Annotated in this window: 16 protein-coding genes; 6 read left to right on the top strand and 10 right to left on the bottom strand. The window is 64.3% G+C overall.

What is annotated here, in order from left to right; genetic code table 11:
• The first annotated feature begins 82 nt into the window (after positions 1-82).
• Both GR328_RS05035 and rimO read left to right on the top strand, forming a co-directional pair.
• Positions 83-268 carry a universal stress protein gene (locus tag GR328_RS05035; RefSeq protein WP_160883437.1) on the top strand — a complete coding sequence of 62 codons (186 nt, stop codon included), beginning with the start codon at positions 83-85 and terminating at the stop codon, positions 266-268.
• A 324-nt stretch (positions 269-592) separates the two neighbouring features.
• A complete protein-coding gene (rimO, locus tag GR328_RS05030) occupies positions 593-1,909 on the top strand; it encodes a 30S ribosomal protein S12 methylthiotransferase RimO (RefSeq protein WP_160883436.1) in 1,317 nt (438 codons plus the stop codon).
• Positions 1,910-2,036: 127 nt separating this feature from the next.
• On the opposite strand, the gene GR328_RS05025 is transcribed toward rimO, so the two are convergent.
• The 5 genes from GR328_RS05025 to GR328_RS05005 all read right to left on the bottom strand — a co-directional run bounded on the left by GR328_RS05025 (position 2,037) and on the right by GR328_RS05005 (position 7,488).
• Positions 2,037-2,660, bottom strand: a complete 624-nt coding sequence (locus tag GR328_RS05025) for a nicotinamidase (RefSeq protein WP_160883435.1) — start codon at positions 2,658-2,660, stop codon at positions 2,037-2,039.
• Positions 2,661-2,785: 125 nt separating this feature from the next.
• Entirely contained in the window at positions 2,786-3,868 is a 1,083-nt protein-coding gene (locus GR328_RS05020) for a BMP family ABC transporter substrate-binding protein (RefSeq protein ID WP_160883434.1), read from the bottom strand.
• Between the two features lie 92 nt (positions 3,869-3,960).
• Positions 3,961-4,878 carry an ABC transporter permease subunit gene (locus GR328_RS05015; RefSeq protein WP_160883433.1) on the bottom strand — a complete coding sequence of 306 codons (918 nt, stop codon included), beginning with the start codon at positions 4,876-4,878 and terminating at the stop codon, positions 3,961-3,963.
• Positions 4,875-5,951 (bottom strand): ABC transporter permease, encoded by a 1,077-nt coding sequence (locus GR328_RS05010; RefSeq protein ID WP_160883432.1) that lies wholly within the window; start codon positions 5,949-5,951, stop codon positions 4,875-4,877. Before GR328_RS05010 ends, GR328_RS05015 begins: the two co-directional genes overlap by 4 nt.
• Positions 5,941-7,488 (bottom strand): ABC transporter ATP-binding protein, encoded by a 1,548-nt coding sequence (locus tag GR328_RS05005; protein WP_343039289.1) that lies wholly within the window; start codon positions 7,486-7,488, stop codon positions 5,941-5,943. Before GR328_RS05005 ends, GR328_RS05010 begins: the two co-directional genes overlap by 11 nt.
• 154 nt (positions 7,489-7,642) lie before the next feature.
• Here GR328_RS05005 and GR328_RS05000 point away from each other — a divergent pair, with 154 nt between their 5' ends.
• A complete protein-coding gene (locus tag GR328_RS05000; RefSeq protein WP_160883430.1) occupies positions 7,643-8,845 on the top strand; it encodes a UbiH/UbiF family hydroxylase in 1,203 nt (400 codons plus the stop codon).
• Here the strand turns inward: GR328_RS05000 and GR328_RS04995 are convergent.
• Positions 8,842-9,813, bottom strand: a complete 972-nt coding sequence (locus tag GR328_RS04995) for an AEC family transporter (protein ID WP_160883429.1) — start codon at positions 9,811-9,813, stop codon at positions 8,842-8,844. The two genes, GR328_RS05000 and GR328_RS04995, sit on opposite strands and share 4 nt — an antisense overlap.
• A gap of 267 nt (positions 9,814-10,080) precedes the next feature.
• Between GR328_RS04995 and hspQ the strand changes: the two genes are divergently transcribed.
• On the top strand, positions 10,081-10,410 hold the full coding sequence (gene hspQ, locus GR328_RS04990) for a heat shock protein HspQ (RefSeq protein WP_160883428.1): 330 nt from the start codon (positions 10,081-10,083) through the stop codon (positions 10,408-10,410).
• A gap of 64 nt (positions 10,411-10,474) precedes the next feature.
• On the opposite strand, the gene GR328_RS04985 is transcribed toward hspQ, so the two are convergent.
• A complete protein-coding gene (locus GR328_RS04985; RefSeq protein WP_160883427.1) occupies positions 10,475-11,221 on the bottom strand; it encodes an invasion associated locus B family protein in 747 nt (248 codons plus the stop codon).
• 215 nt (positions 11,222-11,436) lie between these two features.
• Between GR328_RS04985 and GR328_RS04980 the strand changes: the two genes are divergently transcribed.
• Both GR328_RS04980 and GR328_RS04975 read left to right on the top strand, forming a co-directional pair.
• Entirely contained in the window at positions 11,437-13,248 is a 1,812-nt protein-coding gene (locus GR328_RS04980) for an extracellular solute-binding protein (protein WP_160883426.1), read from the top strand.
• A gap of 142 nt (positions 13,249-13,390) precedes the next feature.
• Positions 13,391-13,726, top strand: coding sequence for a response regulator (locus tag GR328_RS04975; RefSeq protein ID WP_246215704.1), 336 nt, complete (start codon positions 13,391-13,393; stop codon positions 13,724-13,726).
• 3 nt (positions 13,727-13,729) lie between these two features.
• Here the strand turns inward: GR328_RS04975 and GR328_RS04970 are convergent, their stop codons facing one another.
• The 3 genes from GR328_RS04970 to GR328_RS04960 form a co-directional block, all read right to left on the bottom strand.
• Positions 13,730-14,608 (bottom strand): serine hydrolase, encoded by an 879-nt coding sequence (locus GR328_RS04970; protein ID WP_160883424.1) that lies wholly within the window; start codon positions 14,606-14,608, stop codon positions 13,730-13,732.
• Between the two features lie 4 nt (positions 14,609-14,612).
• Positions 14,613-18,137 carry a transcription-repair coupling factor gene (gene mfd / locus GR328_RS04965; protein ID WP_205789761.1) on the bottom strand — a complete coding sequence of 1,175 codons (3,525 nt, stop codon included), beginning with the start codon at positions 18,135-18,137 and terminating at the stop codon, positions 14,613-14,615.
• A gap of 77 nt (positions 18,138-18,214) precedes the next feature.
• A complete protein-coding gene (locus tag GR328_RS04960) occupies positions 18,215-18,511 on the bottom strand; it encodes an FAD assembly factor SdhE (protein WP_160883423.1) in 297 nt (98 codons plus the stop codon).
• Between the last annotated feature and the right edge of the window lie 2 nt (positions 18,512-18,513).

Below are 18,513 nucleotides of genomic sequence, written 5' to 3'. Positions count from 1 at the left end.
CAAAGCCCAAGAAGCGAAGAGCCGTACGCTGTATCTTCCAATCATGGATGTCCAGATCCAGGGCTTCGGAGTTCCCATTGAAGTGAGCATCGTGCATAGCGGAAACCGGGATGTCAGCGAGGTCGTCCTCGATCAGGCCCGGAGAAGCTCCGCGGACCTGATCGTGACGGGCGGGTATGGACACTCCAGGACTCGGCAATGGACTGCCGGCGGAGCCACCCGCAACGCCCTCTCGACTTCGGGCGTCTCCATCCTCATGGCCCATTGACGCGGCTGAACAAACGAGGCCATTCAATCGCTTAGCACATGGCCGTCCACGGGCGTCCCGGCAGGCTGGTGTTGTAAACACGGGTTCGCTGTAGTATGGCATTCCCGCGCCTTGGTCGCGCGCTCCCTTACCCAGAGCGCCTGCGCCAGGCGCGACATCGTTTTGAGAAGGTCATCACGTAGCGTCCGAGCCTTCGGCTCGCAGCACGCCTGCCCGCTTGCGCAATGCTTCAGATCGCAGGCTGGCTTGCCATGATTTCGCACCGAAATCTCGCTACGGCCCCCTCCCGATGTCCTCCTTGCCTCTAAAAGTGGAATTCTGCGGATGAATGCTCCCGCACCGAAAGTCTCGTTCGTGTCCCTGGGCTGCCCGAAGGCCCTGGTCGATTCCGAGCGCATCATCACGCAGCTGCGCGCTCAAGGTTATCAGCTGACCAAGGAGCATGACGGGGCCGACGTGGTCATCGTCAACACCTGCGGCTTCCTGGACAGCGCCAAGGCGGAGTCGCTGGAAGCCATCGGCGAGGCGATGGCGGAGAACGGCAAGGTCATCGTGACCGGCTGCATGGGCGCCGAGCCCGAGCAGATCCGCGAGCACTTCCCGAACGTTCTCGCGATCACCGGGCCGCAGGCCTATGAATCCGTGGTGTCGGCCGTTCACCGGGCCGCCCCTCCCGCGCACGATCCCTTCGTCGATCTCGTACCGCCGCAGGGCGTGAAGCTGACGCCGCGCCACTACGCCTATCTGAAGATCTCCGAAGGCTGCAACAATCGCTGCACCTTCTGCATCATCCCGAAACTGCGCGGCGATCTCGTCAGCCGTCCCATCGGTGACGTCCTGCGCGAGGCCGAGAAGTTGGCCAGGGCGGGCGTGAAGGAACTGCTGGTGATCTCGCAGGACACCAGCGCCTACGGCCTCGATATCAAATACCAGCCGAGCCTGTGGAAAGACCGCGAGGTTCGCACCCGCTTCTACGAACTCGGCAAGGAGCTGGGCGAGCTCGGCATGTGGGTGCGCATGCACTACGTCTACCCTTATCCGCACGTGGACGAGATCATCCCGCTCATGGCGGAGGGAAAGATCCTTCCCTATCTCGACATCCCGTTCCAGCATGCCTCGCCGGGCGTGCTCAAGGCCATGCGCCGGCCGGGCAATCAGGAGAAGACCCTGGACCGGATCAGGAAGTGGCGCGAGATCTGCCCGGATCTGGCCATCCGCTCCACCTTCATCGTCGGCTTCCCCGGCGAGACGGAGGGGGATGTGGACTATCTGATGCAGTGGCTGCAGGAAGCGAAGATCGACCGTGCCGGCTGCTTCCAGTACGAGCCTGTGCAGGGCGCCCCCGCCAACGACATCGCGGGTGCCGTTCCGGACGAGGTAAAGGAGGAGCGCTGGCACCGTTTCATGCAGACGCAGCAGCAGGTGAGCGCGAGGCTGCTGAAGAACCGCGTCGGCAAGATTCTTCCGGTCATCGTCGACGAGCAGGGCGCGACGGTCGCGACGGGCCGCACCAAGTACGACGCGCCAGAGATCGACGGCGTGGTCTACGTGGCCTCCAAGACCCCGTTGAAGCCGGGCGAGATCGTCAACGTGAAGATCGAAAGTTCCGACGAATACGATCTGCACGGGACTGTGGTTTGAGACCCAGCGCGACGCAATAGGCCTACGTCATCACCGGACCTGTGCCGGTGACCCCGATTGCCCGAAACGCAGCGCTCTTCGGTTCGGGAGCCCGGGAGGAACCCGGCCATGACAAAGGAGCGGTCGTCTATGGGGCGATTTGACCGCTCGCAATCATATGAACGCCAGCGGCGGCCAGTTCCTGACGGGCCATCCCAAGCGACCCGTTCGTGTCGATCGCCCGCGAGGCATCTTCGATCAGAAGCGTCTCGAAGCCCGCAGCGGCCGCGTCGATGGCCGTCCAGGCAACGCAGAAATCGAGGGCGAGACCGGCGCAGAACACGCGCCTGAAGCCCCGCTCCCTGAGATAGCCCTCGAGACCCGTTGACGTCCTGCGGTCCGCTTCCCTGAAGCCCGAATAGCTGTCGATGCCCGCATTGTAGCCTTTGCGGATGATGAGCTGCGCGTGCGGAACGCGAAGATCACGGGATATCTCCGCTCCAGCAGTGCCCTGAACACAATGATCGGGCCAAAGCACCTGCGGCCCATAGGCCAGCTCGATCATGCCGAAGGGCTGCCTGCCGGGATGGCTGGAAGCGAAGGAGGCGTGTCCCCGTGGGTGCCAATCCTGTGTGAGCACGACGTTTCGAAAGACATTGGACAACCGGTTGATCGGCCCGATCACCGCATCCCCGTCCGGCACGGCGAGCGCACCGCCGGGCAGGAAGTCGTATTGGACGTCGACAACGATCAGGACATCGGAGTCTTTCATTCGGATCGCTTCCCGGTCAGCCATTCACTGCCTCCAGCTTGTCGCATGCTGGAATTATAGTTGCCCCAATGAAAAAAGGCAGCCACTCGCTTGGCTGCCTTTCGTAGCTCGCTTCGAGACCTCGCTTATTGCGGGATCTTGTCCTCGATTCCCTTCACGTAGAAGTTCATGCCGAGAACCTGCTCGTCGGACAGAGCGCCGTTGCCCTTACACTCGATTTCCTTGCCGTCCTGGCCGTAGACCGGGCATTTGAAGGGGTTGAGCTTGCCGGACTTGATCGCGGCCTCGGTCTCCTCGGCCATCTTCTTCACGTCGTCGGGCATGTTCTTGTAGGGCGACATGATCACCATGTTCTCGGCCAGACCGCCCCAGGTGTCCTCCGACTTCCAGGTGCCGTCCAGGACGGCCTTGGCGCGGGCGATGTAGTAATCGGACCAGTTGTCGATGATGGCGGTCAGCTGGGCCTTCGGAGCGAAGCGCTCCATGTCGGAGGCTTGGCCGAAGCCGAACTTACCGCGCGCCTCGGCCGCCTGGATCGGAGCCGGGCTGTCCGTGTGCTGGGCCAGCATGTCCACGCCCTGGTCGAGCAGAGCCTTGGCGGCGTCGCCTTCCTTCGCCGGATCATACCAGGTATTGGCCCACACCACCTTGATCTTCACGTCCGGGTTCACGGACTGAGCGCCGAGATAGAACGCGTTGATGCCCGCGATCACCTCCGGAATCGGGAAGGCGCCGACATAGCCGATCACGCCGGATTTGGTCATCCTGCCCGCGATCTGGCCGATAATGTAGCGGCCCTCATGGAACTTCGCAGCGTAGGTCGAGACGTTCGGAGCGCGCTTGAAGCCTGTGGCGTGCTCGAACTTGATCTTCGGGTATTTCTTGGCGACCTTCAGGGTCGGCTCCATAAAGCCGAAGGAGGTCGTGAAGATCAGATCGTGGCCCGTGCGGGCCAGCTGCTCGATGGCACGCTCGGAATCGGCCTCCGGCACGCTCTCGACGAACGTGGTTTCCACTTTGTCGCCGAGCGCCTTGACCATGGCCTGGCGGCCTTGATCGTGCTGATAGCTCCAGCCATGGTCGCCCACCGGTCCGACATAGATGAAGCCGACCTTGATCTTGTCCTTCGCCTGAGCCATGGCGCCGCTTGCAGACAGAGCGGCAACCGCCACGCCCGCCAAAGCTCCGAAGAGTTTCCGTGAAAACATGCTCGTCCCCCGAGGTTAGGTTCCTAGACATCCATTTGCAGGTCTGAGAACGTCTGGCAAGAATGGTTCTGCTCACAATCTCATCAGAATGCCTACCGGTCAGGCACGAAAGGCGTCCCCAAGGACCCCGGCGCTCCGACCGCCCTGCCGTGGCGTAGGGAGAGGAGCAGGAGGGCGAGAATGGTGGCAAGGTAAGGTACGGCCGACAGCACCTGAGACGGGACGCCGAACTGAGCCGCCTGCGCGTGCAGCTGCAGGACCGTCGCCGCCCCGAAAATATAGGCGCCGATCAAGAGCCAGCCGGGCCGCCATGCGGCGAACACCACGAGCGCAAGAGCGATCCAGCCGCGGCCCGCGGTCATGCCGGGCGACCAGAAGCGCGTATAGACGAGGGCAAGATAGGCTCCCGCCAGACCGGCGCAGGCGCCGCCGAACAGAATGGCCAGAAAGCGCACGCGCAGGACCGGCAGGCCCAGGGCATTGGCCGAGGTGTGGTTCTCTCCGATCGAACGGAGCGTCAGGCCTGAACGGGTTCGCGTCAGATAAAGCGCGATCAAGATCGTCAATGCGAAAGAAGCGTAGACGAACAGATCCTGCTCAAAAAAGAGGCGGCCGATATAGGGGATATCGCTTAGGCCCGGAATGTCGACAGGCGCGACGGGGTCGCGCCTGGCACCGACGAACGGAGCTCCGATCAACCCGGACAATCCCAGCCCGAAGATCGTCAGCGCCAGTCCGGAGCCGACCTGATTCGCCGCGAAACCCAGCACAGCCAGCGCGAAAAGGGCCGCCATCAGGGCGCCCGCCGTCATTCCGGCGAGGACACCGACGAGAGTTGAATCGAAACTCACGGCGGCGGCGAAACTGCACGCTGCGCCCATGGCCATCATGCCTTCGACGCCGAGGTTGAGCACGCCGGAACGCTCGGTCACGAGTTCGCCGAGGGCTGCGATCAGAAGCGGCGTCGACGCCGTTACGATGGTGAGCAGAATGGCCTCGAAAGTGGTCACTTGCCCCCTCCCCGTGTCACGAGACGAATGCGGTAGCTCACCAGAGCATCCGCGGCCAGAACGCAGAGCAGCAGGATGCCCTGGAATGCCTGCGTGAGGTCGAGCGGAAGCTTCAGCAGGATCTGCGCGCTCTCTCCCCCGATGAAGGTAAGAGCCACAACGAGCGCCGCGACGAGAATACCCAGCGGGTTGAGCCGTCCCAGGAAGGCGACCGTGATAGCGGTGAAGCCGTAGCCCGGTGAGATCGACGGCTGCAACTGGCCGATTTGGCCCGAGACCTCCGAAATGCCGGCCAGCCCGGCAAGTCCGCCCGAAACCGCGAACACCGTCATGGTGGTCGCGCTGGAGTTGAAGCCCGCGAACCGCGCGGCGCGGGGCGCATCGCCCGTAAGCTTCAAACGATAGCCGAAAAGGGTCCGTCCAAGGATCACGGCCGTGACGAGGACGGCGATCACCGCAAAGACGAAGCCGTAATGCACCCGGCCGCTCTCCAGGATGGGAGGCAGCGTCGCCGACGGATCGAAGGTGACCGATTGCGGGAAATTGAAGCCCTTCGGGTCGCGCCACGGGCCGCGCACGAGGTAGTCGAGCGCAAGCTGCGCCACATAGACCAGCATGAGGCTGGTCAGGATCTCGTTGACACCGAAGCGGGTCTTCAGAAAGGCCGGTATGAGGCCGTAGAGCGCGCCGCCGATAATGCCGAGGGTCAGCATGAGCGGCAGCACCCAGAAGCCCGCTTCCGTCCCGTGGGTATTCAGGGCAAGCCAGCCGCCGAGGACGGCCCCCATGACGTATTGCCCCTCGGCGCCGATGTTCCAGAGATTGGCGCGAAAGCAATAGGACAGGCCAATCGCGATAAGGGCCATCGGCGTCGCCTTGACGAGCAGCTCCTGCAAGGACCAGGGGTCGCTCAGGGGCTGAAGCACGTAGACGTCGAAGGCTGCGATGGGCGAACGGCCCATGAGCCAGATCACGAAGCCCGCGATGAGGAACGAAATGATGAAAGCCACGACCGGCGCGAGAGCCCGCGCAACGGGTGAGACGCTGGTACGGGGCATCAGTTCAAACCGCATGAGCGCCCCCCTGAGCTTGAGCCACGCCTAGCATTTCAAGGCCGACCGCCTCCCTGGTCCATTCGCCGATGGGCTTCAGCGGGCTCAGGCGCCCTTGATGAATCACGGCCATCTGGTCGGCCACCTCGAACAACTCGTCGAGATCCTGACTGACCACCACGACTGCGCTGCCCTCACGTGCCAGATCCACGAGAGCCTGTCGGATCAGGCGCGCGGCACCGGCGTCCACGCCCCAAGTGGGCTGATCGACCACCAGCAGCTTCGGCTTGCGGATGATCTCGCGGCCGATCACGAATTTCTGCAGGTTGCCGCCCGAGAGCTTGCGTGCCTGCGGATCGCCTTCCGGCGTGCGCACATCGAAGCTCTTGATGATCGAGCGGGCCAGCCGCTTGGCGGCGCTGACAAGAATGAACCCGGACCGGCTGACTTCCGTCGCCGCATGGGAGATCAGCGTGTTCTCGCTCAGGCGATGCGTCGGGGCGGCCGCATGGCCCAGGCGTTCCTCGGGAACGAAGGCGGCGGCAAGGCGACGGCGGGCATCGATCCCCGCCGTTCCGCAGGCCCGACCCGCGATGGCGATGGCATCGGCTCTCTCGGCCAGCCTCTCGCCGGAGAGCGCAGCGAACAGCTCGCTCTGCCCGTTGCCCGCAACCCCGGCAATCCCAACCACCTCGCCGGCTCGCGCCACGAGGTTGATGTCCTTCAGGGCCTGTCCGTGAAGCCCCGCCGGCGGCATGCCGAGGTGGTCCACCCGCAGGACCTCCTCCTGAGGCACATGGGGGGCATCGGTGCGGATCTCTCCGACCTCGCTGCCGACCATCAGCGCCGCGATCTCCCGGGCGGTGCTCGCCCGCGGATCGATGGTCGCCACCACGCGCCCGGCCCTCAGGATCGTGGCGCGGCGGCAGAGGCGGCGCACCTCTTCGAGCTTGTGGGAAATGTAGAGGATCGAACAGCCCTCGGCCGAGAGCTTGTCGAGGGTGACGAAAAGATGCTCCGACTCCTGAGGCGTCAGAACCGAGGTCGGTTCGTCGAGGATCAGCAGGCGCGGATTCTGCAAGAGGCAGCGGACGATCTCAATGCGCTGCCGCTCGCCCGCGGAGAGCGTCCAGACCGCCCGGTCTGCATCGAGTACGAGGCCGTATGTGCGGCTGATCTCGCTCAAGCGGCCGCGAACCGTGGCAAGGCTCCATTCTCCGGAAAGCGCCACCGCGATGTTTTCGGCGACGGTCATCTCGTCGAAAAGGGAAAAATGTTGAAACACCATCCCGAGGCCGAGCGCCCGCGCCTCGACCGGGGAGCCGATGGCGACGGGCCTGCCTTCCCAGAGGATTTCGCCCGCGCTGGGCTCGATGACACCGTACAGGATCTTGACGAGCGTCGACTTGCCGGCCCCGTTCTCGCCGAGCAGAGCGTGGATTTCACCCGGTTCGATGGACAGATCGATCCCGTCATTGGCGAGCAGGTCGCCATAACGCTTGCTGATCCCTTTAAGCTCGACAAGGGGCGGCCCAGATGATGATACGTCTGCCTTCACGCAAGCGACTCTGAACTGATGAAGTGGAGATTGGCTCGATAAGAACCTTGGATAACGATCATAGGGATGCGCCACACAGGTCGGCAATGGCGAATCCATGGATTATTGTGAGTCGGCAAGCCGTCGGGCATCAGTTGACGGGAATATCCTGACCATGAAAAGTTATAGCATCGCGGTTGTCGGCGCCGGAGCGGTCGGCCTGAGCGCGGCCCTGGCGTTTGCGCGGGACGGCTTCGAGACGGTTCTAATCGGCGGCCTTGACGCGCGGCGCGACGGGCGGACCGTCGCCCTTCTGAATGGCTCCGTACAATTCCTGAGGGCGCTCGGCGTATGGCCATCCCTGGTTTCCGAAGCGGCTCCGCTGGAAACGATGCGGATCATCGACGATACGGGCAGCCTCTTTCGCCCCCCGCCGGTGTCGTTTTCTTCCCGGGAGATTGACCTGGACGCTTTCGGCTGGAACATCGAGAACGCAACCCTCGTCGAAAGATTGGCCGGGGCGGCCCGGTCCTTCGACCACCTGACGATCCTCCCGCAGCATGCCACGGGCTTCCAGGCTTCGGAGGATAGGGGCGTGCTGACCCTGGCCGACGGTTCCGAGATCGAGGTGAATCTGGCAGTGGCGGCCGACGGGCGCAATTCCAGGCTGCGGCAGATCGCCGGGATCGAGGCTCAAACCTGGTCTTATCCCCAGACGGCCCTGACCGCGATCCTGGCCCATGACCGGGAGCACCGGGAAACCTCCACCGAATTCCATACCCGGAACGGCCCCTTCACCCTCGTTCCCCTCCCTGGCAGGCGCTCGAGCCTCGTCTGGGTCATGAGTCCCAAGCAAGCCGAACGGCTCTCGAAACTGGACGACGAAGCCCTGGCGCTCGTCATCGAACGCCAGGCCCAGTCGCTCATGGGCGCCATGCGCATCGTCGGGCCGCGCGGGGTCGTCCCGATGACCGGGCTATCCGTCAATCGCTATGGAGCCCCCCGCTTGGCGCTCGTGGGCGAAGCGGCTCACGTCTTTCCGCCCATCGGTGCGCAGGGTCTCAATCTCGGTTTCCGCGACGTGGCCTCCCTGAGGGATGCGGTCGTGGATGCCTTCGATGACGGGCGCGATCCCGGGACGCCGGAAACCGTGCGCCAGTATCAGCGCAGCCGCGATCTCGATGTGCGCCTGCGGACCGCCGCCGTGGACGGGCTCAATCGTACGCTCCTGACGGGTCTCCTGCCCGCCGACCTTCTGAGAGGGGCCGGCCTCCTGGCTCTCGGCAAGGTGGGCTTCCTGCGCCGTGCGGTCATGCGGGAAGGCGTTCTGCCCCATATGGGTGCGCCCCGCCTCATGCAGGACGCCGCGGGCGCTTAAGGGAAAAGGTCGTAGGGGACGATGCCGGTCTTGGTGGTGAGGTAGAGCACCCCCGTCAGGGTCACGATCGACGCCAGCGTTCCGATGAGAACGCAGGCAGATGCACGCTCTACGCCGACATTGTACTGGGTCGAAATCACGAAGATGTTCAAGGCGGGCGGCAGCGCGGCCATCACCATGGCGGCATAGGTCCAGGTCGCCCCGAAATCCCCGATCGCCGAAAGGACCACCCAGACCAGCAGCGGATGCAGGACCAGCTTGATGGCGACCAGAGCAGGCACCTCGCCGGGCACGTTGCGCAAAGGTCGCATGGCCACCGTGACTCCCAGCAGAAACAACGCGCATGGTGCTGCGGAGCCCGAAAGCCAGGTGACCATCTGATTGACGGGGCCAGGAAGTTCCAGGTGAAGATAGCTCGCGGTGATGCCGAGGGCTGTCGCCACGTTGAAGGGATGAGTCGTGATACGCCAGAGGATCCGGCGAATGGTAGGGGCCAAGTTGAGCTTCTCGACCCCGGCCACGGACATGAGCAGAGGGACGACGGAGAACAGGAACAGGCTGTCGAAGACGAAGATCAGAACGACCGGCGCGCTCGCGGCAGGGCCGATGGCCGCCAGGATCAATGGCGGACCCATGTAGCCGATATTGGAATAGGAGCCTGCAACGCCCTGCATCACGGATTGCGGCAGATCCTTCGCGCGGCGCCAGCCCGCCGCGACGGACAGGAGGAAGGCGCAGGCCGTGGAAAGGGTCGTGCCGGCGATGAAAGCCCAGTTGGCGAGCTGGTCCAGGGGCTTATCCGCGATCAGGCGGAAGAACAGGCATGGCAGCGACACGTAAATCAGAAAGAACTGCATCCATGCCAGACCGCTCTCCGGCTGCCTGACGAGCTTGCCGCAGAATAGGCCGAGGCCGATCAGTCCGAAGAAGGGGGCAAGCAGGTTGAAGAGCCCGATCAGGTCGGACATCGCAGGCTCCTGATACGAGGCTGGACAGCAAGAAGTGGGAGTTTCCTCTTCTGGCAAGGTTCGAACCCTACGGCAATCCCGCCTTTGGAAGATGGCCAGACCGAAAATGCAATGCTCGCCCGTGAAGGCGCGGCGGGAGCCGGCCCCGGCCGGGGCCGGCCCGAAGGCCGGGTTTCCCGATGACGTTCTCTGAATCGTGCGTCGCGCCGATTTGGAGATTCCGGCGCGGATGTCTATATGCAAGGTCGAGGAGTGAGGACCATGCCCATGAAAGCGAGTTCAGCGAAATTCGCAATCGGCCAGGTGGTCAGACATCGCCTGTTCGATTTCAGGGGGCTCATCTTCGATGTGGACCCTGAATTCGACAACACGGAAGACTGGTGGCTGTCCATTCCCGAGGAGGTTCGGCCCCGGAAGGACCAGCCGTTTTACCACCTTTTCGCCGAGAACGCGGAAACCGAATACATTGCTTATGTGTCCGAGCAGAACCTGGTCCCGGACCATTCGGACGAGCCCCTGCGCAATCCCATGATCGAGGAAATGTTCGTTAGGGAATCGAACGGCGCGTATCGGGCCAAGCCGAGCTTGGCGCACTGAGGAATGACCCAAACGAAAACGCCGGGCTCCATGCCCGGCGTTTCCATTCTTCTGGGCGCCCCGCTTACTGCTTGGGTGCCGCCTGAGGGGCCGCGGGCTGACCGCCCTGAGTGGCGCCGCTGCTCTGCAGCATCTTCTGGCGCATCTCTTCGCTCTTCTTCTGAAGCTCTTCCTGGAGCTTCTTCTGCTGCTCCTGAAGCACCTTCGGGTCGATCGGAGGACCGTCGAAAGCCTTGGCGAAGCCGGCAGCCGGCACGGCGAAGGTGATCTCGCGGCCGACCTGGTTCTGAACGCTCACATTCAGGTTCGCACCCTTCTTGAGTGAGGCGATGAAGTCGTCCTTCACCTGGGCCTCGGCGAAGCAGCCGTTGGGCAGGCACATCACGTAACGGCCGGGGGTCGCCTGACCCTGATCGACCGCGAAGCGCAGACCGGGCTGAAGGAGCAGACCGAGCGGCATGACGAACCGGACGACCTTCTGCGGCTGCGGACCCTTCACGTCGTAGACGGCGAGAGCGAGAACGGGCTGGCCCTGATCCGAGACGAAATCGCGGGTGGTGTAGCAGATCTCGGCGTTGGCGTTCTGGTCCTTGCCGCAGACCTTGGTCCATTCGGGCTGGGACGGCTCGGCCTTCACCTGGACGACCGTGGGGCCGGACTGCTGCTGGGCAGGCTGGCCCTGCGCAGGAGCTGCGGGCTTGGCGGCCGGCTTCTGAGCCTGAGCGAAGGCGGGTGCGCTGGCGAGAAGGGCCAAGGCGGTCGCCAGGCCGCAGGTGCCCCCCAAGCTCGCGATGCGTGTCGCGAATGACATGTCGTTAGATCCTCTTCAGTCGAAAGGTCGGCTCTAGAATGGGCCGTTGGTATCCGGCGTTCTTAAACCTGCAATGGGACGGTGAATCTTTGCCGAATGCGGCGAAGACATGACCTGTGGCGCTCCTTTAACCTTTCGTGAGCTAGGTTTCCAGTCACCCCGGTTAACTTTCTGTACAATATTGCCCGGAAGCACACTCGCACGGTAGGAGTCTCATGCGCCGCAGCCTCACAAGGACCTTCGCTCTGCTCGCCAGCCTCGCCGTGGCTGGTCTTGGTCCTATGGTCGCAGCCCGGGCGGAGCCCCTGCGGCATGGTATCGCCATGCACGGAGAGCCCGCGCTCCCGCCGCACTTCACCCACCTGCCCTACGCGAATCCCGACGCTCCGCGGGGCGGGCGAATCACGCTGGCGATCCAGGGCACCTTCGACAGCCTCAATCCTTTGATTGTTCTCGGCGTCGCCCCGCCTGCGGTTCCCGAATACGTCCTCCAGAGCCTGATGATGCGCTCGAGGGACGAGCCCTTCACGGTCTACGGCCTCGTCGCTCGCTCGGCGGAGATGCCGGAGGATCGCAGCTCGGTCACGTTCAACCTTGATCCACGCGCCCGTTTCTCGGATGGCCACCCGCTGACGGCCGAGGACGTGCGATTCACCTTCGATGTGCTGAGGAAGCACGGAAAGCCCTTCCACCGGTCCAGCTTCGGGCAGGTTAGAGCCGTTGAGATCCAGGGGCCTCACCGGATCACCTTCGACCTCTCGGGCTCGAACGACAGAGAGTTGCCTCTCATCATCGCCACGATGCCGATTTTCCCGGCCCATGCGACCGATCCGGACAGCTTCGACAGGACCACCCTCGCCCCGCCCATCGGGTCCGGGCCCTACGCCATCACTGAGGTCCGGCCCGGCGAGCGCATCGTCCTCACCCGCCGCAAGGATTTCTGGGCCGAGGATCTGCCGATCGTTCGCGGCCTCTATAATTTCGACGAGATTCGCTACGATTTTTATCGCGACGCCAACACCTTGTTCGAGGCTTTTCGCGCGGGACTTTACGATTACCGCCTGGAGGGCGACCCGGGCCGATGGGCCACGGGCTACGATTTCGGCGGCTTGAGGAGCGGGCGCATCCTGCGGGAAACGGTGCCGATCCGCTTGCCGAAGGGCATGAACGGCTTCGTTTTCAATACCCGCCGTCCCGTCTTCGGCGATCCTCGGGTGCGGGAGGCCCTGAGCCATCTCTTCGATTTCGACTGGGTGAACCGCAACCTGTTCTACGGGCTGCTCACCGGTGCGGACAGCTACTTCGCCGGCTCGGAACTCTCATCGGCGGGACGTCCCGCCGACGGGCGCGAGCGCGCGCTCCTGGGCTCGTTCCCCGGCGCAGTCCGGGAGGACATCCTGACGGGCCGCTGGTCCCCACCTGCCCCCGACGGGTCCGGAAGGGACCGGGATATGGCCCGCCGCGCCCTGTCCCTGCTCTCCGAAGCCGGTTGGGTCCTCGAGGGCGAGGTCCTCCGCAAAAAGGGCACCGGAGAGCCCTTCACCTTCGAAATGCTGGTCAGTTCGAGCCAGCAGGAGCGCCTGGCCCTCAACTATGCGCAGGCTCTCGAGCGGGTCGGCATCAAGGCGCGGGTCCGTCTCGTCGACAACGTGCAGTATTGGCGTCGTCTCTCGCAATTCGACTTCGACATGGTGCAATGGGTCTGGCCCGCCTCCGCCTCTCCTGGCAACGAACAGCGCAACCGCTGGAGCTCGGAAGCGGCGAAAAGGAGCGGCTCCCTCAACTACTCCGGCGCCGCCTCTCCAGCCATCGACCGGATGATCGATGCCCTTCTGGAGGCGAGAACACGAGAGGAATTCGTCTCCGCGGTGCGGGCTCTCGACCGCCTGCTCCTTTCGGGCTTCTACGTGGTTCCGCTGTTCTATGTGGCAGATCAATGGCTTGCTTATGACAGTGGCCTGAAGAAGCCGGATCGGACACCGCTCTTTGGCCCCCATATCGACACCTGGTGGCGCCAGCCCGACTGACCCCTTCCCGCGACAAGATCACCCTTATCGTTGAGCTTACGTTCAGGCAGCAGATGCAACTAATCTGCTGCTTTGTACGTTAAGGAATGTATCTCGTGTCTCGGTGAATGCGTTCTCACGCAAGGGTGTTGCAATGAATGGAATGCAGAAGGTTCTCGTCGTCGACAACGGCGAGCGCGCTCCTGACAGCGCTCTTTCGGCGGAACTCGCAGGCTTGGGGTACGCGAGCGTTACGACCCCGTTCGAAGCAGCAGACGATGTTCTGGCGTTGATCCCCAGCCCTGCGGCCGTCGTGCTGCAGATGCCTCGCCATGCCAACTGGTCGGAGCGCAAGAGGTTCCTCGAACTGGCCACCCGCCTTCGCAAAACGCTGGCCGCAAGCCACACGCCCGTGATCATCACCGGGGGAGAGGGCGGCACGGCGACGTTGCTGCAGAACGAATTGAACACCCGTGCCGTAGCAGCAGCGGAATTCTGAGATTCAACCCTTCAGCAAACCAAAGGCTTTCTCCTCAGTCCGGGCCTGGTCGCCGCGGGTCGAGAAAAAGGCGGCGGAACGAGAGGGTCGACGCCCGTCCAAGCGGTGGTAAACCGCAATCGTGCTTCCCGGCCCCCCGCCGGTATGACCCGCGACCCGAAGATTGCCCGTCGTTTCACCCACCATCACGCCCAGGCCATATCCAGGCTGCTTCCACGGCCGGTCTTGAACGAGGCCTGGAAGGAGAAAGGGCTCCTGCATGACCTTCCGCGTTTCGGCGGGGAGAAGCTCCCCCCGCATGAGGCGGTCGAGCAGCAGCGCGGCATCCGGAACGCTTCCCACCAGGAGTCCGTGATAAACCCACGCCGGGTGATAGGTGGACGCGTCCCCCATGCTCACCTCGGCCAGATCGTGCGGCTTCGTCGCCACTCTCGCGCCCGCGATCCCCGAGGGATGCAAGACGAGGCGCTTCAGGGCGTCGTCGATTCCTTCCCCCGTGACGGCCTCGATCATCTGCCGCACGACGAGGTAGCCGATATTGGAATAGTCCCAGCCCTCCCCCGGAGCGTATCGGAGCCGGTCGGCGTCGACCCGCGCGAGCAGATCCGTAACGGGCCAGGGCTCGTCCCGGCGGGCGACGGCTTCGTGGTAGGCGGGGAATCCGCCGTAGTCGGCGAGCCCCGCCCGGTGCTGAAGAAGCTGACGGAGGGTGTAGGGCCGCCCCGGCACCGGTTCGTCCAGATTCACCACGCCACGGCGGATGAGCACAAGAGCGGCGGCGGCCAGAACCGTCTTGGTGAAGCTCCACCAGGGAACGAGCCCCGCGGCCCCGTGGCTTTCCGCCACGACGCCGTCCTCGACCATCGCCCATGCCTCGGTCACGGCGTCAGGCCGCCTTCTTCTCGGCGATCCGCACCAGATCGCGCAGGATGACCGTCGATGCCCGGATGCGCTCGTCGGGAGTCTCGACGTCGCGCACGAACACGATCTTCATGTCCGGACGCACCTTCGCGAACGAGGCCTGCTCGGTCACGTAGGAGATGAGGCCCGTCGGATTGGCGAAGGAATTGTCGCGGAAGGAGATGATGATACCCTTCGGGCCGCCGTCCACCTTCTCCACGTTGGCGCGGCGGCAGAGCACCTTGATCGCCATGATCTTGAGCAGCTGATCGACCTCCGACGGAATCGGGCCGAAACGGTCGATGAGCTCCGCGCGGAAGGCGTCGATCTCGGAATCTGTCTCGAATGTGGAGAGGCGGCGGTAAAGACCGAGGCGAAGCTGAAGGTCGGCGATATAGCTTTCGGGGATCATCACCGGCGCGCCGACCGCGATGGTGGGCGACCACTGGTCCTCCGCAGGCTCCTCAATGCCCGCCTTGAGCTGTGCGACCGCCTCTTCGAGCATCTGCTGGTAGAGCTCGTAGCCCACCTCCTTGATGTGGCCGGACTGCTCCTCGCCGAGAAGGTTGCCCGCGCCGCGAATGTCGAGATCGTGCGAGGCCAGCTGGAAGCCGGCGCCCAGGGTGTCGAGTGTCTGGAGCACCTTGAGACGCCGCTCGGCCTGAGCCGTCAAATTCTTGTTGGCGGGCACGGTGAACAGCGCGTAAGCGCGGGTCTTGGAACGTCCCACGCGGCCGCGCAGCTGATAGAGCTGCGACAGGCCGAACATGTCGGCGCGGTGCACGATCAGCGTGTTGGCCGTGGGAATGTCGAGGCCGGATTCTACGATGGTGGTGGAGAGCAGGATGTCGTACTGGCCCTCGTAGAACGCGGTCATGACGTCTTCGAGCTGCCCCGCCGCCATCTGGCCGTGCGCTACCGCGACCTTCGCCTCCGGCACCTCCTTGTCGAGGAAGGCCTTCACCTCCCCAAGATCGTCGAGGCGCGGCACCACGTAGAAGGCCTGCCCGCCCCTGTAGCGCTCGCGCAGGAGAGCCTCCCGAACGAGCAGTGGATCGAACGGGGTGATGAACGTGCGAACCGCCAGACGGTCCACCGGGGGCGTGGTGATGAGAGAGAGTTCGCGCACGCCCGTAAGCGCAAGCTGCAGGGTGCGCGGGATCGGGGTCGCCGAGAGCGTCAGCACGTGCACCTCGGCCCGCAGCTCCTTCAGGCGCTCCTTGTGGGTCACACCGAAATGCTGCTCCTCGTCGATGATGATGAGACCGAGATCCTTGAACTTGATGGACTTGCCCAGGACCGCATGCGTGCCGACCACGATATCGACGGAACCGTCCGTCAGCCCCTCCTTCGTCTTCTTCAGCTCGCCCGAGGGCACGAAGCGCGAGGCCTGCGCGATGTTGAGCGGCAGCCCGCGGAAGCGGTCGCAGAAGGTTTTGTAGTGCTGGCGCGCGAGCAGCGTCGTTGGCACGACCACCGCGACCTGCTTGCCGCTCATGGCGGCTACGAAGGCGGCGCGCAAGGCCACCTCCGTCTTGCCGAATCCTACGTCGCCACAGACCAGACGGTCCATGGGGCGGCCCGAAGCCATGTCGTCCAGCACCGCCTCGATGGCGTTGAGCTGGTCCTCGGTTTCGTCATAGGGGAAGCGCGCAGCGAACTCGTCATAGAGCCCCTCCGGCGGCACCATGCGCGGCGCGTCCTTGAGGATGCGAGCCGCAGCGATCTTCATGAGAGCGCCCGCCATCTCGCGGATGCGCTGCTTCATGCGGGCCTTGCGTGCCTGCCAGGCCCCGCCGCCGAGCTTGTCGAGCTGAACTTCCGTCTCTTCCGATCCGTAGCGGGTCAGAAGCTCGATGTTCTCCACCGGCAGGAACAGGCGGTCGCCTCCGGCATAATGCAGCTCCAGGCAATCGTGCGGCGCGCCCGCGGCCTCAATGGTCTTCAGGCCCGCGAAGCGGCCGATGCCGTGGTCCACGTGCACCACGAGATCGCCGGGCGTGAGCGCCGCGACCTCGGTGAGGAAATCCTGCGGACGCCTGGACTTACGCTTCTGGCGCACGAGGCGGTCGCCGAGGATGTCCTGCTCGCCGATGATTGTGAGGTCGTTGGTCTCGAAGCCGTGCTCGAGGGGCCAGATGCCGACCGGGACCTCGTTGCGCGGATAGGCCATCGCTTCCGAGAACCGGCCGATTGGCTTCGTCTGCCGCAGGTCGTGATCCTGCAGCACGTGGCACAGGCGCTCGCGGGAGCCGTCCGACCATGCGCCGAGGACGACGCGGCGCCCCTGAGCCTGCTGGTCGCGGATGTGCCGGATCACGGCCTCGAACACGTTCGCGTTCTCGTCCGCCCGCTCGGCGATGAAGTTGCGGCCCTGGCGCGCGCCGCAATCGACCACGATGCGCGGAGCACCGGATTCCGGCATCGCGAAAGGCGTGAGGCGGGCGAGCGGCAGCGCATTCGTGCGCTCCGACCACTCATCGGGCCTGACATAGAGCTGATCCGGAGGGAGTGGCCGGTACGGCGCGACGCCAGGCTGGTTCTGCCCCATGTTCTCGCGCCGCGCGTCGTAATAATCCTTCACCTGCGAGAGACGCTCTCCCGCGGCATCGTCGGCCAGGGCATCGAACACTACGGGAATGCCGGGAACGTAGTCGAGCAGCGTGTCCAGGTGATCGTGGAAGAGCGGCAGCCAGTGTTCCAGGCCCGGATAGCGCCGCCCCTCGCTGATCGCCTCATAGAGCCGGTCGTCGCGGGTCGGAGCGCCGAAGGCGGCTACATAAGCCTGACGGAAGCGCTTGATGCTCTCCGTGGTCAGCTGCACCTCGCTCATGGGAACGAGGTCGAGGGAGCGCAGGGTGCCGACGGTCCGCTGGGTTTCCGGATCGAAGGAGCGGATCGATTCCAGCGCATCGCCGAAGAAATCGAGGCGCACCGGGTTCGGCAGGCCCGCGGGATAGAGATCGATGATGCCGCCGCGCACGGCGTATTCGCCCGTGTCGCGGACGGTGCCCGTGCGCATGAAGCCGTTGGTCTCGAGCCAGTTGATCAGAAGCGTGGTGTCCACCACGTTGCCCGGCGCGGCGGAGAAGGTCTCCGCCGCGATGCGGGCCCGCGGCGGAACGCGCTGCACGAGGGCGTTTACGGTGGTGGAGAGAATCCGCGGCTTGTCCTCCGAGGTCTTGGAGCGGGCAAGTCGCGCCAGGGTCGTCATGCGCTGCGCGGTGATCGCCGCATTGGGCGAGACCCGGTCATAGGGCTGGCAGTCCCAGGCCGGAAAGGTGAGGATCTCGATCTCCGGCGCGATGAACCCGAGACTGCTGGCGAAATTCTGCTGCCTCTGCCCGTCGCGGGCCACGTGGACAAGGACGGCCGGCCCCTCGACGCTTCCCGACAGGCCCCGGGCCAGATCGGCCACCGCTAGGGCATCGAAGCCGTCCGGAACGCTGGAAAGCGTCAGACCTTGGCCCTTCTTGAGGGCGTCGAGCGCGCGGGTCAGTGCAGACTTCATGATGGCGTATCGGTCAATAGGAGGAGAACGCGGGCGTTCCGGCCCGGTTCGTCGGAATCCGAATGCTGAACTTTGCGTCAGTTATGGATCGGCGAGGTATGGGTGTGAAAAGCCTTCAGGCGCCGGAACAGGGGCGTGTCGTAGTTCGAGGGAATCTCGATCTCGCCCGTGATCCAGCCGAGGAGGTCACGGTCCATCACCTCGATCAGCCGCTCGAACTCCGCGAGGTCCTCGTCGGAAAGCTTTCCTATCTCCGAGTCGGCGAAACGCCCCATGATCAGATCCATCTCGCGCATGCCCCGGTGCCAAGCCCGGAAAAGGATCTGCCTGCGACGGACGTCGAGGTCGGCGCTGGTGCGTGTCGTCCCGCTCATGA

The organism is Microvirga makkahensis, from assembly GCF_009830105.1.
GTDB lineage: Bacteria > Pseudomonadota > Alphaproteobacteria > Rhizobiales > Beijerinckiaceae > Microvirga > Microvirga makkahensis.
Note: the sequence above shows the minus strand (reverse complement) of the source record. Positions and strands in the feature narration are given on the sequence as shown.